The 15,873-nt window shown below is 72.5% G+C and carries 12 protein-coding genes and 1 pseudogene; 8 read left to right on the top strand and 5 right to left on the bottom strand.

What is annotated here, in order from left to right:
* The first annotated feature begins 257 nt into the window (after positions 1–257).
* Together OV079_RS22350 and OV079_RS22355 are read left to right on the top strand one after the other, a co-directional pair.
* Positions 258–2,591, top strand: coding sequence for a S9 family peptidase (locus tag OV079_RS22350; protein ID WP_267770887.1), 2,334 nt, complete (start codon positions 258–260; stop codon positions 2,589–2,591).
* Complete coding sequence (locus tag OV079_RS22355; RefSeq protein ID WP_267770888.1) at positions 2,588–4,603, top strand: ATP-dependent helicase; 2,016 nt, start codon at positions 2,588–2,590, stop codon at positions 4,601–4,603. Before OV079_RS22350 ends, OV079_RS22355 begins: the two co-directional genes overlap by 4 nt.
* Positions 4,604–4,850: 247 nt before the next feature.
* On the opposite strand, the gene OV079_RS22360 is transcribed toward OV079_RS22355, so the two are convergent.
* The gene (locus tag OV079_RS22360; RefSeq protein ID WP_096326703.1) at positions 4,851–5,048 is read right to left on the bottom strand and encodes a hypothetical protein; all 198 of its coding nucleotides are present in this window, start codon (positions 5,046–5,048) and stop codon (positions 4,851–4,853) included.
* A 463-nt stretch (positions 5,049–5,511) separates the two neighbouring features.
* Positions 5,512–6,120 carry a tRNA (adenosine(37)-N6)-threonylcarbamoyltransferase complex ATPase subunit type 1 TsaE gene (locus OV079_RS22365; RefSeq protein ID WP_267770889.1) on the bottom strand — a complete coding sequence of 203 codons (609 nt, stop codon included), beginning with the start codon at positions 6,118–6,120 and terminating at the stop codon, positions 5,512–5,514.
* 76 nt (positions 6,121–6,196) lie between these two features.
* Here OV079_RS22365 and OV079_RS22370 point away from each other — a divergent pair, with 76 nt between their 5' ends.
* Positions 6,197–8,329, top strand: coding sequence for a M1 family metallopeptidase (locus OV079_RS22370; RefSeq protein WP_267770890.1), 2,133 nt, complete (start codon positions 6,197–6,199; stop codon positions 8,327–8,329).
* Positions 8,330–8,343: 14 nt separating this feature from the next.
* Positions 8,344–9,099: a hypothetical protein gene (locus OV079_RS22375; protein ID WP_267770891.1), complete on the top strand. Its 756-nt coding sequence runs from the start codon at positions 8,344–8,346 to the stop codon at positions 9,097–9,099.
* Between the two features lie 696 nt (positions 9,100–9,795).
* On the opposite strand, the gene OV079_RS22380 is transcribed toward OV079_RS22375, so the two are convergent.
* Positions 9,796–10,203, bottom strand: a complete 408-nt coding sequence (locus OV079_RS22380; RefSeq protein WP_267770892.1) for a hypothetical protein — start codon at positions 10,201–10,203, stop codon at positions 9,796–9,798.
* 27 nt (positions 10,204–10,230) lie between these two features.
* Between OV079_RS22380 and OV079_RS56150 the strand changes: the two genes are divergently transcribed.
* Positions 10,231–11,703, top strand: a complete 1,473-nt coding sequence (locus OV079_RS56150) for a TlpA family protein disulfide reductase (RefSeq protein ID WP_267770893.1) — start codon at positions 10,231–10,233, stop codon at positions 11,701–11,703.
* 505 nt (positions 11,704–12,208) lie between these two features.
* Here the strand turns inward: OV079_RS56150 and OV079_RS58350 are convergent.
* Positions 12,209–12,466, bottom strand: coding sequence for a hypothetical protein (locus OV079_RS58350; RefSeq protein ID WP_420829418.1), 258 nt, complete (start codon positions 12,464–12,466; stop codon positions 12,209–12,211).
* A 354-nt stretch (positions 12,467–12,820) separates the two neighbouring features.
* Entirely contained in the window at positions 12,821–13,153 is a 333-nt protein-coding gene (locus OV079_RS58355) for a hypothetical protein (RefSeq protein ID WP_420829419.1), read from the bottom strand.
* 307 nt (positions 13,154–13,460) lie between these two features.
* Between OV079_RS58355 and OV079_RS58360 the strand changes: the two genes are divergently transcribed.
* The 3 genes and pseudogenes from OV079_RS58360 (at position 13,461) to OV079_RS22400 (ending at position 15,555) form a co-directional block, all read left to right on the top strand.
* Positions 13,461–13,835 (top strand): TlpA family protein disulfide reductase, encoded by a 375-nt coding sequence (locus OV079_RS58360; protein WP_420829420.1) that lies wholly within the window; start codon positions 13,461–13,463, stop codon positions 13,833–13,835.
* Between the two features lie 291 nt (positions 13,836–14,126).
* Positions 14,127–15,062, top strand: a pseudogene (locus OV079_RS58365) (right-handed parallel beta-helix repeat-containing protein); the annotation flags it as partial.
* A 97-nt stretch (positions 15,063–15,159) separates the two neighbouring features.
* A complete protein-coding gene (locus OV079_RS22400; protein WP_267770896.1) occupies positions 15,160–15,555 on the top strand; it encodes a hypothetical protein in 396 nt (131 codons plus the stop codon).
* The last annotated feature ends 318 nt before the right edge of the window (positions 15,556–15,873 follow it).

The following is a 15,873-nucleotide window of genomic DNA, read 5'->3' on the forward strand; positions in this document are numbered from 1 at the left end:
TATGGCCGATTTCCCGCGGCCGCGCAAGCCGAGGCGCGCGCAACATCGTCGCCTCGCGCCCCGCTTTACACCGGTCCGAGGCCCCCGCGTCGGAAGTGGCGCGCGCCGCTTCGCCCCGCGGCTCCCCACGCGCCCCGCCGCGGCGACTCGGTGCTTCCGCACACGCCGCCGCGAAACCGCGACGGGGGCCGCGGCGGGCCTCGGCGCTCGCCGCGACCGCGTTTACGGCGGGCGCGAGTGTGCCAAGATGCACGCGCGTGCCGTCCCCCCTGAACCTCGACGCACCGTTCGTCCGCGGCCTCGCGCTCGCATGCCTCGCGCTGACCGGCGCGTGCGGCCGCGACGACGCGCGTCACGAGCCGCCGCCTCGCCCCGTCATGACCACGCCTTCCACGTCCAAGCCCCCGCTCCCGCTCGAGGAGGCCGCCGCCTATCCGCTGCCCGGCCTCGTCGGTCCGCAGTCGATCACCTTCACCCCCGACGGCAGCGCGCTCGCCTACTTGCGCAGCCCCGAGCGCACGCTGGTGCGCCAGCTCTACCGCCGCGACCTCAAGACCGGCGAGGAGAGCCTGCTCGTCGCCCCGCCCGGCGGCGGCGCGACCGAGGCCAACCTCTCGCTCGAGGAGAAGCTGCGGCGCGAGCGGTCGCGCCAGCGCGAGCTCGGCGTCACCTCGTACGCGTGGGCCGAGGACGGCGACACCATGCTCGTCCCGCTGACCGGCAAGATCTACGTCAAGCGGCCCGAGGACAGCGAGCTGCGCCTGCTCGTCGATCCCGGCCCCGGCGCCCCGCCGGCGCTCGACGCCAAGCTCTCGCCCGACGGCAAGCGCGTCGCCTACGTCCACGACGACGAGCTGTACGTCGTCGACGTCGCCGGCGGCCCGCCGAAGCAGCTCACCAGCGGCGCGCGCGGGACCGGCAAGACCCACGGCCTCGCCGAGTACATCGCCCAGGAGGAGATGCACCGCAGCCACGGCTTCTGGTGGTCCGACGACGGCAAGCAGCTCGCGTTCGTCGAGGTCGACGAGACGCACATCCCGGTCTACCGCATCGTCCACCAGGGCAAGGACCAGGTCGGCGACGGCGCGCAGGAGGACCACCGCTACCCGTTCGCCGGCAGCCCCAACGCGCGCGTGCGCCTCGGCGTCGTCCCGGTCGCCGGCGGCCGCGTCACCTGGATGGACCTCGGCGAGTTCGAGTACCTCGCCCGCGTCAAGTGGTTCCCCGACGGCAGCCTCAGCGCGCAGCTGCAGGACCGCAGCCAGCAGCACCACCGCCTCGTGCGCCTCGACCCGCGCACCGGCGAGCGGACCGACCTGGTCGAAGAGACAGCCGCCCCCTGGTACAACCTTCACGACGACCTGCGCCCGCTCGAGCAGGGCGAGCTGGCCGGCGCCTTCGTGTGGTCGTCCGAGCGGACCGGCTTCCGCCACCTCGAGCTGCGCGCCGCCGACGGCCGGCTGATCCGCGATCTGACCTCCGGGACATGGCCCATCGACCATGTCGTGACCGTCGACGAGGACCGCGGCCGGGTCTACTTCACCGGCTGGCGCGAGCGCCCGACCGAGCAGCACCTGTTCATGGTCCCGCTGGCCGGCGGCGACGTCGTCCAGCTGACGCACGAGCCCGGCGTCCACGGCGTCGTCGTCGACCGGGCCAAGCGGCGCTTCGTCGACGCGCACAGCAGCGTGCAGCACCCGACCCGCCTGTCGCTGCGCAGCCTCGACGACGGCGCGCTGATCGAGGCGCTCCCGACCGAGGACGACCCGCGCCTGGCCGGCCTCGACCTGCCGCCGCCCGAGCTGGTCAGCTTCCGCAACCGCCACGGCGACGAGCTGTGGGCGGCGGTCTACCGACCTGACCCTTCGGCCATCCGCGCCGACGCCCGCGGCGCCCCGGTCCCCGCCGGCCCGCCCTACCCGACGCTCGTCGCGGTCTACGGCGGCCCGCACGCCCAGCGCGTCGTCGACACCTGGGGCACCACCGTCGACATGCGCGCGCAGTCGCTGCGCAGCCGCGGCTACCTGGTGATCAAGATCGACAACCGCGGCAGCGCCCGCCGCGGCCTCGCCTTCGAGGGCGCGATCCACCGCGACCTCGGCCGCGTCGAGCTCGAAGACCAGGTCGACGGCGTGCGCCACTTCACCAACGAGGGCCTCGTCGATCCCGCGCGCGTCGGCATCTACGGCTGGAGCTACGGCGGCTACCTGTCGGCGATGGCGGTGGTGCGCCACCCCGACGTGTTCCGCCTCGCCGTCGCCGGCGCCCCGGTCACCCACTGGGACGGCTACGACACCCATTACACCGAGCGCTACATGGGCACCCCGGCGGACAACCCCGAGGGCTACCGCGAGAGCAGCGTCATGGCCCACGCCGGCGAGCTGCGCGGCGCCTTGATGCTGGTCCACGGCCTCATCGACGAGAACGTCCACTTCCGCCACACCTCGCGGCTCATCGGCGCCCTCATCCGCGCGCGCAAGCCCTACGAGCTGCTGCTGTTCCCCGACGAGCGGCACATGCCGCGCGGCCTCGAGGACCGCGTGCACATGGAAGAGCAGATCCTCGCGTTCCTGCAGAAGCACCTCGGATGAAGTACGTCCTCAAGTCGAGCGCCCCGACGCGCGTCCCCTTCGACCTGTCGCGCGAGCTCAACCCGCAGCAGCTCGCGGTCGTCGAGGCCGATCCGGGCGAGATCCTCGTGCTCGCCGGCGCCGGCACCGGCAAGACCCGCACGCTCACCTACCGCGTCGCCCGCCTGGTCGCCGGCGGTTGCCACCCCGAGCGGATCCTCCTGTGCACATTCACCAATCGCGCCGCGCGCGAGATGGTGGCGCGGGTCGAGTCGCTGCTCGGCGTCGAGATGCGGCGCTGCTCCGCCGGCACCTTCCACCACGTCGGCAACCGGATCCTCCGCCGCTACGGCGCCGCGATCGGCCTCTCGCCCGACTTCGGCATCCTCGACCCCGAGGACGCGCGCACCCTGCTCTCCGCCGTGGTCGCCGAGTTCGGCCTGCAGACGTTGACCGCGCGCCGCTTCCCCCAGCCCAAGGTGCTGGCCAACCTGATCAGCCTGGCCGCCAACACCCGCAAGCCGCTGCTGCAGGTGGTCGAGGAGCACGGCCTGCGCCTGCTCGATCAGGCCGTCATGGTCGAGGAGGTCGCGGTCCGCTTCGCCGAGCGCAAGCGGCACATGAACGTGTGCGACTTCGACGACCTGCTGATCCACTGGCTGCGCCTGCTCGAGGACCCGCGCCTGTCCGAGGTCGCCGCGCTGGTGCGCTCGGCCTACGATCACGTGCTCGTCGACGAGTACCAGGACGTGAGCGCGATCCAGGGCGCGCTGGTCGACGCCATGGCCAAGGAGCACGGCAGCCTGGTGTGCGTCGGCGACGACGCCCAGTCGATCTACGGCTTCCGCGGCGCCGACTTCGCCCAGATCGCCGAGTTCCGCGGCCGCCACCCGAACGCCCGGCTGTATCCGCTGACCATCAATTACCGCTCGACGCCCGAGGTGCTCGCGCTCGCCAATCGCAGCATCGCCCGCAACGTCAAGCAGTACCCCAAGGAATTGGTGGCGGTGAAGAAGTCGGGGCCGAAGCCGGCCGTGATCCCGCTGCGCGACGTGTTCCAGCAGGCCGAGTTCATCGCCCAGCGCGTGCTCGAGCTGCACCACGAGTACGACCTGCCGCTGTCGCGCATGGCCGTGCTCTACCGCAACCACTCGCACAGCCTCGAGCTGCAGGTCGAGCTGACGCGGCGGCAGATCCCGTACACCGTGCGCAGCGGCCTCCGCTTCTTCGAGCAGGCCCACATCAAGGACGTGGTCGCCTACCTGCGCGCGCGCCAGAACCCGCAGGACAGCCTGTCGTGGATCCGCCTGCTGCGCCTGTGGCCGGGGGTCGGCGCGCAGACGGCCGAGCAACTGGCGGTGCTCCTGGCCAAAGAGACAGCCGCGGGCACCGCCTCCGCCGCGCAGGTGCTGGCCGAGCAGGCGGGTCAGGCGCGCGGGCGGGCCAAGCCCGCGCTCGAGCGCCTGGCCGAGCTGTGGGCGCTGCTAGAGAACCCCGATCTGCGCAGCCCCGGGGCGATGATCCGCGAGGTCGTCGCCCGCCACTACGGCGAATACACCGAGCGCAACTTCCCCAACGCCGCCGCGCGCAAGGACGACCTCGAGCACCTCGCCGGCTACGCCGAGCGCTACGACGGCGCCAACGAGTTCCTCAGCGAGCTCGCCCTGGTCCAGGGCATGAGCGCCGAGAACGTCCTCGGCGCCGAGGAGCCCGACGACATGCTGGTGCTGTCGACCGTCCACCAGGCCAAGGGCCTCGAGTGGCCGATCTGCTTCGTCTTGTGGCTGGCCGAGGGCCGCTTCCCGATGGCCACCGCGGTGCGCGACCCCGCCGACCTCGAGGAGGAGCGGCGCCTGTTCTACGTCGCGGCCACCCGCGCCGCCGACGAGCTGTACTGCTGCTATCCGGTGATCGAGGAGACCCGCGACGGGCCGTCGCACATCATGCGCCCGAGCCGCTTCCTGGTCGAGATCGATCACAACCCGGCGGTGTTCGAGCGCTGGCAGATCGAAGAGTCCCCGGCGACCGGCTGACCTCGCGGGCATGTCCGCGCGGACATGTGCCCAGGATCATGTCCGCTCGCACATGCCCCCTCGGACACACCGAGGATTTGCCGCCCGCTCCGCGGCCGATCTGGCCGCAAGAATTGCCGGAGCGTACGAGTCGGCGGGTCAATCGTCGATCGCCCGCCCGGCGAATCGTCGCAGGCACGAAAAAAGGCCGCTCCGGACAGGAGCGGCCTTTTTATTCGCTGCGTGCGACCCTGGCGGGTCGAACGGCCTACAGGTCGTAGGGGCGAACGGTGCTGCGGTTGTTGCTCTTGCAGCGCTCGATCGCGGCGCCGAGCAGCTCGTGGACCTTGTCGGACACGGCCTGGATCAGCTCGCCATCGCTGCGGAGACCCGCGTCACGGATGACGTCCTTGACCTTGCTGCCGACGACGAGGATTTCCTTGGGTGCCTTGTTCTTGGTTGCCATTGTTGGTTCTTTCGCTCGTACGTCCGTGCGGACGAGAATGTGGAGGAGGTCGCGGTAGATCGGAGAAGCCCGACCTCGTTGCTCGGCAAGGACCATAATCCGGAACATCTGCTCTGCAAAGGCAATTTGCAGCGTAGGAGCCAACTTTTTCGGGGAGGGCCAGCGGGGAGGGGGTAGCGGCCCGTGTACCTTAGGTGTCGCGGACCTGTCGGCGCCGGCCGATCGCACCTTCGTCGACGCGCTTGCGAGCTCGCTAAATCGGCGAAATTCCATGAATCTGGCCGTCTACGCGCCGCCGCGGCCGCCGAATTGCTCGACGTCGGCGCGCCGCATGACGACGTGCGAGCACAAGTCCGATCTCCCTGAAGCCCGCGTCACAGCCCGTGAGGCCCAGAAGATCGCATCTGCCCCGAGCGCCGTGTACTCGCCGGCCAGGTCTCTTGAGACCTTGCCTTTCCTTCCTTTAAGAGGAGGAGAGGCCCTCGCAGGCGACCGACCATGCGGACAGCAGCGCGGCCGCACGGGGGCCAGTGGCCGCGGCGAACAGGGATCTGCGGTCCACGGACGGGCGCGTCAGCGTGATCGCCAGGTGATCCGCAGGCGGCGTACGCCACCGAGATCCCCACTCGACGATCATCGCCGCCCCGCGCGAGAGGTTCGGCTGTTCGGCCGCTTCGCCGAACGCACCGGCCTCGAGGAGCAGATCCTCGAGGTCGAGGGAATCGAAGCCTGCGCCGCCGCCGAGGCCCTCGTCGCCGTCGCCGCCGAGGCGGAACAGATCGACGTGGACGAGGCTCGGGCCGCGGCCGTGGTGGACCATGCAGAGCGTGAAGGTCGGGCTCTGGACCCGACCGGGATGAGACACGCCGAGGCCGACGGCGATCGCACGCGTGAGCGTCGTCTTGCCGGCGCCCATGGGGCCGTGGAGCAGCACCGAGTCGCCGGCCTGCAGACACGCCCCGAGCGCGCGCCCGCGCAGCGCCAGGGCCTCCTGGTCGAGGTCGGTGAATGCCAGCGATCGTCCGCCGCCGTCGTCGGCACCTGCGCCCCTGTCAGTCGGCCCTGCGCTCACGCCGCGAGTGTACACGCCGTGCGCCGAAGGAGCGGCCTTGTGCGCCGCGAAACTCCGGTGGTACAGGGCTGGTCCGATGCTCGCAGTGAGCCCTCGTCTCCTCCGTCGCGCCGCCGCGTGCGCCCTCGCGGGCGTCGTCGCGTGCGAGCCGGGGGCGGCGCCGGAGCGGCGGCTGCCGGACCCGGCCGAACCGCTGCGACCGCCGGACGTCCGCGGCCCGATCCCCGCCGGCATCAAGCTCGCCGACTACGTCCTCGACGCCAGCCTCGACGCCGACAAGCACACCGTCAGCGGCACCGCGCGCATCACCTGGCGTAACCACACGCGCGCGCCCGTCGACTCGCTGGTCCTCCACCTCTATATGAACGGCTTCCGCGCCGAGGACACCGCGTGGATGGCCGAGGCCCGCGGAGCGCACCGCGGCGCGCGCCAGGACAAGGGCGAGGGCAAGTGGGGCTACATCGACGTCCGCGCCGCTCGCCTGCTCGCCCACGGCCCCGCCGTCGACTTCAAGGCGCCCGAGCAGCGCGACGCCGCCGCCACCCCGCTCGCGCTGGTCGAGGGCGCCGACCCCAGCCTCGGCACGCTCGCCCTGCCCCGCCCGGTCGGCCCCGACGAGGCGGTCACCGTCGAGCTCGACTTCTTCACCCAGCTGCCCCGGGTGTTCGCGCGCACCGGCTACGACGGCGACTTCCACATGGTCGGCCAGTGGTACCCGAAGCTGGCGGTGCGCCACGAGGGCGGCTGGCAGGCCCACGTGTTCACCCTGCACAGCGAGTTCTACGCCGACTTCGGTGACTACGAGGTCCACCTGGATGTCCCCGAGGACATGGTCGTCGGGGCAAGCGGCGTGCTGGTCGAGGAGCGGCCGCCGGAGGGCGGGCGCAAGCGGCTGCACTACCGCGCCGACACCGTGCACGACTTCGCGTGGGCGGCCTCGCCCGACTTCCTCGAGTACGACGACATGTGGCGCGACGTCAGGATCCGCCAGCTCATCCCGCGCGCGCTCGCGGCCGACGCCCAGCGCCACCTCGAGGCGCAGGTCGCCGCGCTCGAGAGCATGGACGCGCGCTTCGGGCCCTACCCGTGGTCGACGATCACGATCGTCCACCCGCCGGAGTCCGCCGGCGGGGCCCAGGGCATGGAGTACCCGACGCTCTACACCACCTCGGACATCCTGCGCCTGCCGCTGCCGCTGCGCCTGCTCGGCATCCACGAGCTGCTCACCGGCGAGTTCACCACCATCCACGAGTTCGGCCACCAGTACTTCCAGGGCCTGCTCGCCTCCGACGAGGCGACCCAGCCGTGGCTCGACGAGGGCATCAACTCGTTCTCCAACACCCTCGTGCTCGACGACTGGTTCGGCGGCGACGCCACGATCGCGCGGATCGGCAACCAGCGCGTCTCGACGGTCGACATGATCCGCGTCGCCCTCGGCAGCAGCGCCGAGCTCGACGCCGTCGACCGCCCCGCCGAGGCGTACCGCGACTTCACCGGCACCTTCGGCGGCACCGTCTACCGCAAGACCGCGGCCGTGTTCCACACCTTGCGCGCCCTGGTCGGCCCGGAAAAGTTCGACCGCGCCTTCCGCGTCTACTGCGACACCTGGCGCTTCCGCCACCCGACCGGCGCCGACCTGCGGGCCGTGCTCCTGCGCGAATTGGGCCCGAAGGTCAGGATCTCCGAGACAGGTCCCGACGGACAGCCGGTCGACCTCGACGTCGCCGACTTCCTGGCCCAGGGCCTCGAGACCACCGCCTCCGTCGACTTCACGGTGGCGAGGATCGCCAACCGGCGGGCCGTCGGCGGCGGCGGCTGGCGCCGCGGTCAGGACGGCGCGCTCGCCCTGATCGAGCCGGAGCCGGAGCCCGCCGGCGAGGAGCTGGCGGACGAGGCCAGCGAGGGCTTCGCGCTGATCGTGCGCGAGGGCGAGTTCCGCCTGCCGGTCGAGCTCGAGTTCGAGTTCAAGGGCGGCGAGCGCGAGCGGCTGTGGTGGGACGGCCAGGCCCGCTACCGCGTGTTCACCTTCCCCGGGCGCAAGCTGGCCGGCGTCGCCGTCGATCCCGACGACAAGCTCCTGCTCGAGGGCGAGCGCCTCGACGACCACCTGCGCGCCCCCGGCTCGCGCAAGCCCGACGGCATCAGCGACCCGCTGGCGCGCTTCAGCGAGGCGGTCGACCTCGCCCTGCTCGGAGGCCTCGGCCTGTGAGGGCGCTGCGCCGCGTGCTCCGCGTGCCGGGCCTGTGGCTCGGCCTGTGCGCCCTGCACCTCGCGCTCGCGTGGGGCCTGGCCCTGCCGGTCGCCGGGGCCGTGCGCACCGTCATGGGCGGGCGCGTGTGGACCGACCCGCACCGCCTGATCGCCGCGCTCGCCGAGCTGCTGGCCCAGAGCCCCGCGATCGTCGCCGTGTTCGCGACCGCCACCATCGCCAGCGGCCTGCTCGGCGCCGCGATCGCCCTGCTCGTCCGCGGCGGCGCGCTGCTCCGCCTCGACGACGCCAGCGACCGAAGCACCCGCGCCTGGGCCGAGTTCGGCCGCGCCAGCCTCGGCAACCTCCCGGTGCTGGCGCTGATCGGCCTCTACGGCCTGGTCCTCCGCCTCGTCCTCAGCTTCGTCACCAACGTCCTGGCCGCCTCGCACGCCCTCGTCGAGTTGGTCGTGCTGATCCTCGTCCTGACCTTCGCCACCTGCGTCGGCGACCTGGCGGCCGCCCGCCGGGTGCTCCGCGGCGAGCGCGGCGTCCACCCCCGCGAGTACGTGCGGGCCTGCATCGACGTGGCCAAGAGCCCGCTCCTGTGGCTGAGCTCCGGCGCGCTCACCCTCGCCCGCTGGGCCGTCGCCGCCGCGATCGTCCTGGTCGCCGTCCACGGCGCCGGCGAGGCCTGGGCGTCCTGGTCCGCCCGCGGCCTCGCCTGCGTCGCGGTGTTCCTCGCGCTGTGGCGCATGGCCGTCGCGGTCGAGGCCAGCCGCCGCGCCTGAGCCGAGCTCGCCTGTCCCACGGGACAGCGGGCAGTTCGCTCGCGGCCGGCGCAGAGCGGCCTGTCTCTCGGGACAGCCGTCCTACCGCCGCCCTCGCCCGGCCCACGGGTTGCCAGCGATAGCATGTCCAAGAGGACATGTCCTCACGGGCATCCGTCCTGCGGCCGCCTCGCCCCGCCCGCCATCGGTAGCATGTCCATGAGGACATGCCCTCTTGAACATCCGTCCTATCGCCGCCCTCGCCCGCCCGCCATCGATAGCATGTTCACGAGGACATGTCCTCTTGAACATCCATTCTACCGCCGCCTCGCCCGACCCGCGGTCTGCCAGCGATAGCATGTTCACGAGAACATGTCCTCGTGAACATCTGTTCTACCACCGCCTCGCCCGGCCCGCGGTCGCCAGCGACAGCATGTTTGATAGGACATGTCCTAACAGACATACGCCTTACTGCCCTCGCCCGGCCAGCGATAGCATGTTCACAGGAACATGCCTCATGGACATATTCCACCGGCCGCCGCCCTCACGCCGAGCCGCCCCTCACTTGACATGCTCCCAAAGACATGTCCCTTGGAACAACCTACAGCTCCGGGCAGCCACGACAAAATGTCCCGCGGGGCCGCCCGGCCGCGCCATGTCGCCACGACGAAATGTCGCTCGCGCCGGCCCCTCGCGTCGCTTACGGCGTGCTTACAGCTACACGGACACGCCGATCTTTCTGACCGGCGGACACCTCGGCTCGCGCCGTCGCGGCGTGCTAGCCTTCGCCTTCATGCGCGTTGGTATCCTCCCCTGGTTGTTCGTGCTGGCGGCCTGCGGCGCCGCGGCCGACCCACCGGCTCCCTCTGCCCCGTCTCCCGCCATAGCGACGACGACGCCCCTATCGACCCCCGCGCCCGCGCCGGCACCGAGCAGCGTCGGCGGCCGCTTGCGGGCCCACGACGGCTCCCCCTGCGCGCCGCCAGCTTCGCCCTCCAGCGCAACGGCTCCCCGACCCCGGTCGTCAGCGGCTCGCTCGCCGCCGACGGCAGCTTCCGCGTCGAGGTCGAGCCCGGCCTCTACACGCTCGTCATCGGCGCCGTCGATCACGCCCAGATCGCGCAACCCCTGCTGCTCGCGGGCCCCGTCGAGGTGGAAGGCGAGCTCGGCACCTATTTCCGTCCCGAGCCGGGCGAGGCCCTGCAGCTGCGCCGGCAGTGGCTCGACGCCGAAGACAAGCCGCTCGACGAGGACTGGCGGCCGGCCGCCCGCACGCCTGCCGGCACCTATCGCCTCGACCTCGCCGACCGGCCCCCGCGCGCCGTGAAGCTGCGCTACCAGCTCAGCCGCGACTATGGCACCCACAACGGCCCGGTCGCCGACAGCTACGAGAGCGACGGCGGCGGCGACTTCTGGTCGGTCCTCGCCCTCGCCGGGCGCGACGCGCTCGAGCTCGACCTCGCCGCGCTGCCGCCGGCCGGCAAGCCGGCGCGGCTCGAGTGGCGCGGCGAGCCGCCGGACCAGCGGGCAGTGCGGATCTTCCGTGACACCTGGGGCCCGCGGAGCACCGCGCTCCAGCGCAGCATGACGGCCCCGGACGGCAAGGTCCGCGAGCCGACCCCGGCGCAGCGAGCGGCCCTGGCCGCCCTGGCAGCCGAGGCCCGCGCCGACGCCGACGCCGCCGCCGACGACGACACGCGCATGCTGTTGCGCCTCGCCTACCTCGACGTGTTCCCCGTCCTCCACGACCCCGCGCACGCGCGCGAGCAGGCCGACTGGATCCTCGCCCGCGTCGATCCGCTCGACCCGCGGCTCGGCCTGCTCTCGTCGGTCCCCTTCCACCTCGGACGCGTGCTCGAGACCGCCGACGAGAGCTTCGCCGCGCGCGCGGAGGTGTGGCTCGGCCACGCAGCCGACCACCCCCACGCCGAGCTCGCGCTCACGGCCCTCCACTACCTCCTCGCCCGCGCCGACGCCCGCGGCCTCGACGACCGCGTCGCCGCGCTGTACGCCCGCGTCCGCGAGCCGCGGTTCGCCGACAATTTCAACGCCGAGTTCATCGCCAGGCAGTTCGACCCGGACCGCCCGATCCAGCGGGGCAAGCCGTTCCCCGACTTCGAGTTCCCCGCGCTCGCCGCCGGCGCTCCGCCGGTCACCGGCGCCGCTCGCCGCGGCCGCCCCTACTTCATCGAGTTCTGGGCCACCTGGTGCGGCCCCTGCGTCGCCGGCATGCCCGAGCTCCACGCCGCCTACGCCGCCGTCAACGACCTGCAGGCCGGGCCCGGCGAGGACGCCCTGCACGAGCTCGGCCCGGCCGCGCGCCCGAACATCGAGTTCGTGTTCGTCTCCCTCGACGCGAAGCCCGGCGACGTCGAGGCGTTCCGCGCCCAGCAATGGACGATGCCGTGGACGCACGCGATCGTGAGACCCGATGACCTGGCCGACGTCTGGGGGCGCTTCGGCTTCATGGGCATCCCGATGGGCGTCCTCGTCGACGAGGCCGGCACCGTCGTCGCGCTCAGCAGCGACCTCCGCGACGACGAGCTGGTGCCCACGCTCCGGCAGGCGGCCCGGGCGACCCCGGCCGCAGCGATCCCGGCGCGGACGGCCGCCGGCCGCCCGTGAGCGCGGAAGCACGCGTCCTCCGAGACATGCCCTGAACGACATGTCTTACGGGGCATGCTCTCATGAGCATGCCCTGAAGGACACCCCATTCAATTGCGCCGGCCTGCCGCGCGAGGCTCCCCCGCTCCAGCCGCTCCGGACAAGCGCCTCGCCCCGAGGCCATGCTCCGCGAGACGGGCATCGATCCCCTGTCCCTCGCGACAGGCCGTTTTCTACCGCCATCTCGCGCATCCGCCGAGCCGACGGCAGCCCCCGATTACCCCGGACCGCGATCGCCGGTACGTCCCGATCGCAGCGCATCGCCTCGCGTGCTATGGTCGACCGTATGCGTATTGGCGTGTTCTCCTGGTTATTCATGCTCTCTGCCTGCGACGCTGCGGGCCACGCTCCGGCGCCTTCGGCCCCGCCGCCCGTCGCTGCTGCGGCCGCGCCGGAGCCCGCCCCCACCCCGGCCGCGAGCTCGATCTCCGGGCGCCTCCGCGCGCACGACGGCTCCCCGCTGCGGTCAGCCGCTTTCACCCTCTATCGCAACGGCTTCATGAAACCGGTCGCCAGCGAGGCGCTGGCCGCCGACGGCAGCTTCCGCGTCGACGTCGAGCCCGGCTCCTACGTGCTCAGCGTCGCCGCGGTCGATCACGCCCAGGTCGTGCAGAACCTGCTGGTGAACGGTCCCGTCGAGGTCGAGGGCAACCTCGGCACCTACGCCCGGCCGCAGTCCCCCGAGGCCTTGCAGGTCAACCTGCAGTTCCTGGGCCCCGATCACGGCCCGCTCGCGGCCGAGTCCAGGACCCTCGCTCGCACCCCGGCCGGCACCTACCGGCTCGACCTCGCCAGCCGGCCGAAGCAGGCCGTGCAGATGCGCTACCAGCTCGGCGGCGGCGGCGGGCGCACCTACAACGGCCCGCTCGCCGACCGCTACGAGCCCGACGGCGGCGGCGATTACTGGTCGGCCGTCGACCTCGCCGGCCGCGACGCGCTCGAGCTCGACCTCGCCGCCCTGCCGCCCGCGGGCAAGCCGGCGCAGCTCGAGTGGCGCGGCGAGCCGCCCGCGTTGCGCGCCGTCCGGCTCTACCGCGACGCCTGGCAGCCCCGGGTCTCCGCGCTGCAGCGCAGCATGCTACGCGAGGACGGGAACGTCCTCGACCCCGACGCGACCCAGAAGGCGAGCATGGCCGCGCTGGCCGCGGAGGCGCTCGCCGAGGCCGATGCCGCCGCCAGCGCCGACGAGCGCACCCTGCTGCGCCTCGCTCACCTCGATCTGTTCGTCGGCCACGACGACGACGCCGACGCCCGCGAGCGCGCCGACTGGTTGCTGGCGCGCGTCGATCCGCTCGACCCGCGGCTCGGCGTGTTCTGGAACATCCACAACCTCCTCGCCCGCGTACTCGACACCGCCGACGAGACCTTCGCCGCGCGCGCCGAGGCGTGGCTCGCCCGCTCCGAGGCCCACCCCGACCCCGAGGTCGCCCTCGGCGGCCTGGGTCTCCTCCTCTATCGCGGCCGCGATCGCGGCCTCGACGCCCGCGTCGCCGAGCTGTACGCCCGCGTCCGCGAGCCGCGGTTCGCCGGCACGTACGCTGCCAAGCACCTCGCCGAGCAGTTCGACCCCGACCGCACGCTCCAGCGCGGCAAGCCGTTCCCCGACTTCGAGTTCCCGGCGCTCGCCGCCGGCGCCCCGCCGGTCGTGCAGGCCGATCGCCGGGGTCGGATGTACTTCGTCGATCTGGGCGACCTGGTGCGGCCCCTGCGTCGGCGAAATGCGCGACCTCCACGCCGCCTACGCCGCCATCCACGGCCGCGAGGCCGGGCCGGGCGACGACGGCCTGCGCAAGCTCGGCCCGATCGAGCGGCCGCGGATCGAATTCGTGTTCGTCTCCACCGATCAGCGCCCCGGCGACGTCCAGGACTTCCGCGACAAGCACTGGTCGATGCCGTGGACGCACGCGTTCGTCGGCCGCGACGGCGAGGCCGCCACCATGGCCCGCTTCGGCTTCTCGGGCATCCCCACCGGCGTCCTCGTCGACGGCACCGGCACCATCATCGAGGTCGGCGCGGCCCTCCGCGGCGAACAGCTGCTGCCCACCCTCGAGCGGGCGCTCGCCGCCGCGACGTCCGCCGCCGGCCCCGGATGACCTCGCACGAGGCATGACCCCGAGGACATGCGCGAAAAGACATGTCTCATCGCGCATGTCCTTTCAAGCATGCTCTCCCGACCACGTCGACTCCGCAGCCCGCGCGAGTGAGCGGGCCCGAGGTCCGCGGACGACTCGTCCGCTCCACCCCGTGCGCTCCCCGATTCTGCGCGCGTCTGGCGGGTCGAAGCCGACCGGGCCGCGCGGCGCCGACCGGTCGCGCGGCGTGCTCATCGTCCCCGCGCGGCCGTGCGCCCATTCCGGCATCACGATTCGTCTATGCTCGGCGCCATGCCTGCGCCGAAGTTCGCCCTCCCTCTGCCGCTCCTGCTGGCCCTCCAGTCGGCTTGCAGCGAGCCCACGAGTGACAGCACCGGCACCACCGGCGACGCCACCAGCGGCGGCGAGAGCAGCGACGGCAGCGGCCCCGCCACCGCGGACGGCACCACCAGCGGCGCCGCGACCGACGGCACCACCGCCGCGGCGCCCACGACCTCGACCCCTGCGCCCGGCACCACCGACCCCGACCCGACGACCGGCACCACCGGCGACGAGGCCGAGGACATCGCCATCGGCGAGTGGACCGACCTCCCCGGCGCCTGCCCCGACGGCACCCACCGCGTCGATCTGACCACCGTCGACGAGCTCGGCGCCGCCTCCCGCGGCGAGGGCGAGTTCGCCGACGACGGCCCCGGCACCTGTTACTTCATCCACGACGGCGACTACGCCGGCGAAGATCCGCTGCTCTACGTCGTGCGCGGCGGCACGGCCGACGCGCCGATCGTGTTCGTCGGCGAGAGCCGCGACGGCGTGCGCCTGGGCGGCCGCGTCACCTTCGCCGAGCAGGGCAGCCACGTCGTCCTCCGCAACCTGACCTTCGACATCGGCGGCTTCGCCAAGGCCGGCGCCTTCAACACCGCCAGCGTCGAGGCCGTCGAGGACATCACCATCGACCACGTCACCTTCACCGGCGACTGCCAGACCGGCGAGGACGGCGGCCACATCGAGAGCAACGACGCCAAGGGCCTGCGCGTCGAGGCCTGCCTGATCGAGCGGTTCGGCCGCTGCGGCCCCGAGGGTCACCAGGACCACGGCATCTACCTCGCCAGCGGCAGCGACATCACCGTCGTCAACAACGTGATCCGCGCCAACGCTTCGCGGGGGATCCAGCTGTACACCCAGGACGGCGAGTACGGCACGCTCGCCGGCATCGTCATCGAGCGCAACCGGATCACCGAAAACGGCCACGCCGACTACGAGGACGGCATCGTCATCAACGGGGCCGACCAAGGCACCATCACCGACGTGCTCGTCCGTCACAACCTTGATCTACGGCAACTACTACTCGGGCGTGCGCTTCGCCGGGCCCGCGACCGACGCGATCGTCATCGCGCGCAACACCTTCCACGCCAACGGCGCCGGCTCGACCGCCGACTCGCGCTCGGAGATCAACCTCGACGACGCCGGCACCGCCGCGAACGCCACCATCCGCCGCAACATCTTCGCCGGCGGCCACAACCTCGTCAACGACTGCTTCGACGCCGCCGCCATGGCGTTCGCCATCGACGACAACGTCGTCGACGGCCCCGTCACCGGCGGCGAAGCCGGCTGCGTCGGCGCCGTGATCACCGAGGCGCCGCAGTTCGCCGACCCCGCCGCGGCCGACTTCCACCCCGAGAACCCGGCCGTCGCCGCCTACGGCGCCTACGCCGACGACTGACGCGCGCTGGCTCGCGCGCCACTCGGCTCCGGCCCGGGACAGCGCAGCTCCCCTCGCACAGGGTCACTGCGCTCCCTCCCTCGCGGGGCCGCCTCGACGACCATGCTCCTTGCGACATGTCCACCAAGACATGTTCAAAGGCTATCGTTGAGGCTCGCCGCCCTGACGAGCGCCGCGTCCGGGCGCGGCCTCGCGGGGCCACGCACGACGCGGCCTCGGCCTCGCCGTGCGGCCGCGACCGCCGCCGCGGCCGCGGCGGACTCGACGATGCATGCGCTTTGGTGGCGTCGGTTCGGTGTCCTTCGCCGGCCGCGGCTC

This window comes from Nannocystis pusilla (genome assembly GCF_026626665.1).
Classification (GTDB): Bacteria; Myxococcota_A; Polyangia; order Nannocystales; family Nannocystaceae; genus Nannocystis; species Nannocystis pusilla.

What these genes read in the sequence shown, in the direction of transcription:
- OV079_RS22355 (WP_267770888.1), top strand. Translation starts at nt 2,588, where the DNA reads ATGAAGTACGTCCTCAAGTCGAGCGCCCCGACGCGCGTCCCCTTCGAC.
- OV079_RS22360 (WP_096326703.1), bottom strand. Translation starts at nt 5,048, where the DNA reads ATGGCAACCAAGAACAAGGCACCCAAGGAAATCCTCGTCGTCGGCAGC.
- OV079_RS22370 (WP_267770890.1), top strand. Translation starts at nt 6,197, where the DNA reads ATGCTCGCAGTGAGCCCTCGTCTCCTCCGTCGCGCCGCCGCGTGCGCC.
- OV079_RS58360 (WP_420829420.1), top strand. Translation starts at nt 13,461, where the DNA reads ATGCGCGACCTCCACGCCGCCTACGCCGCCATCCACGGCCGCGAGGCC.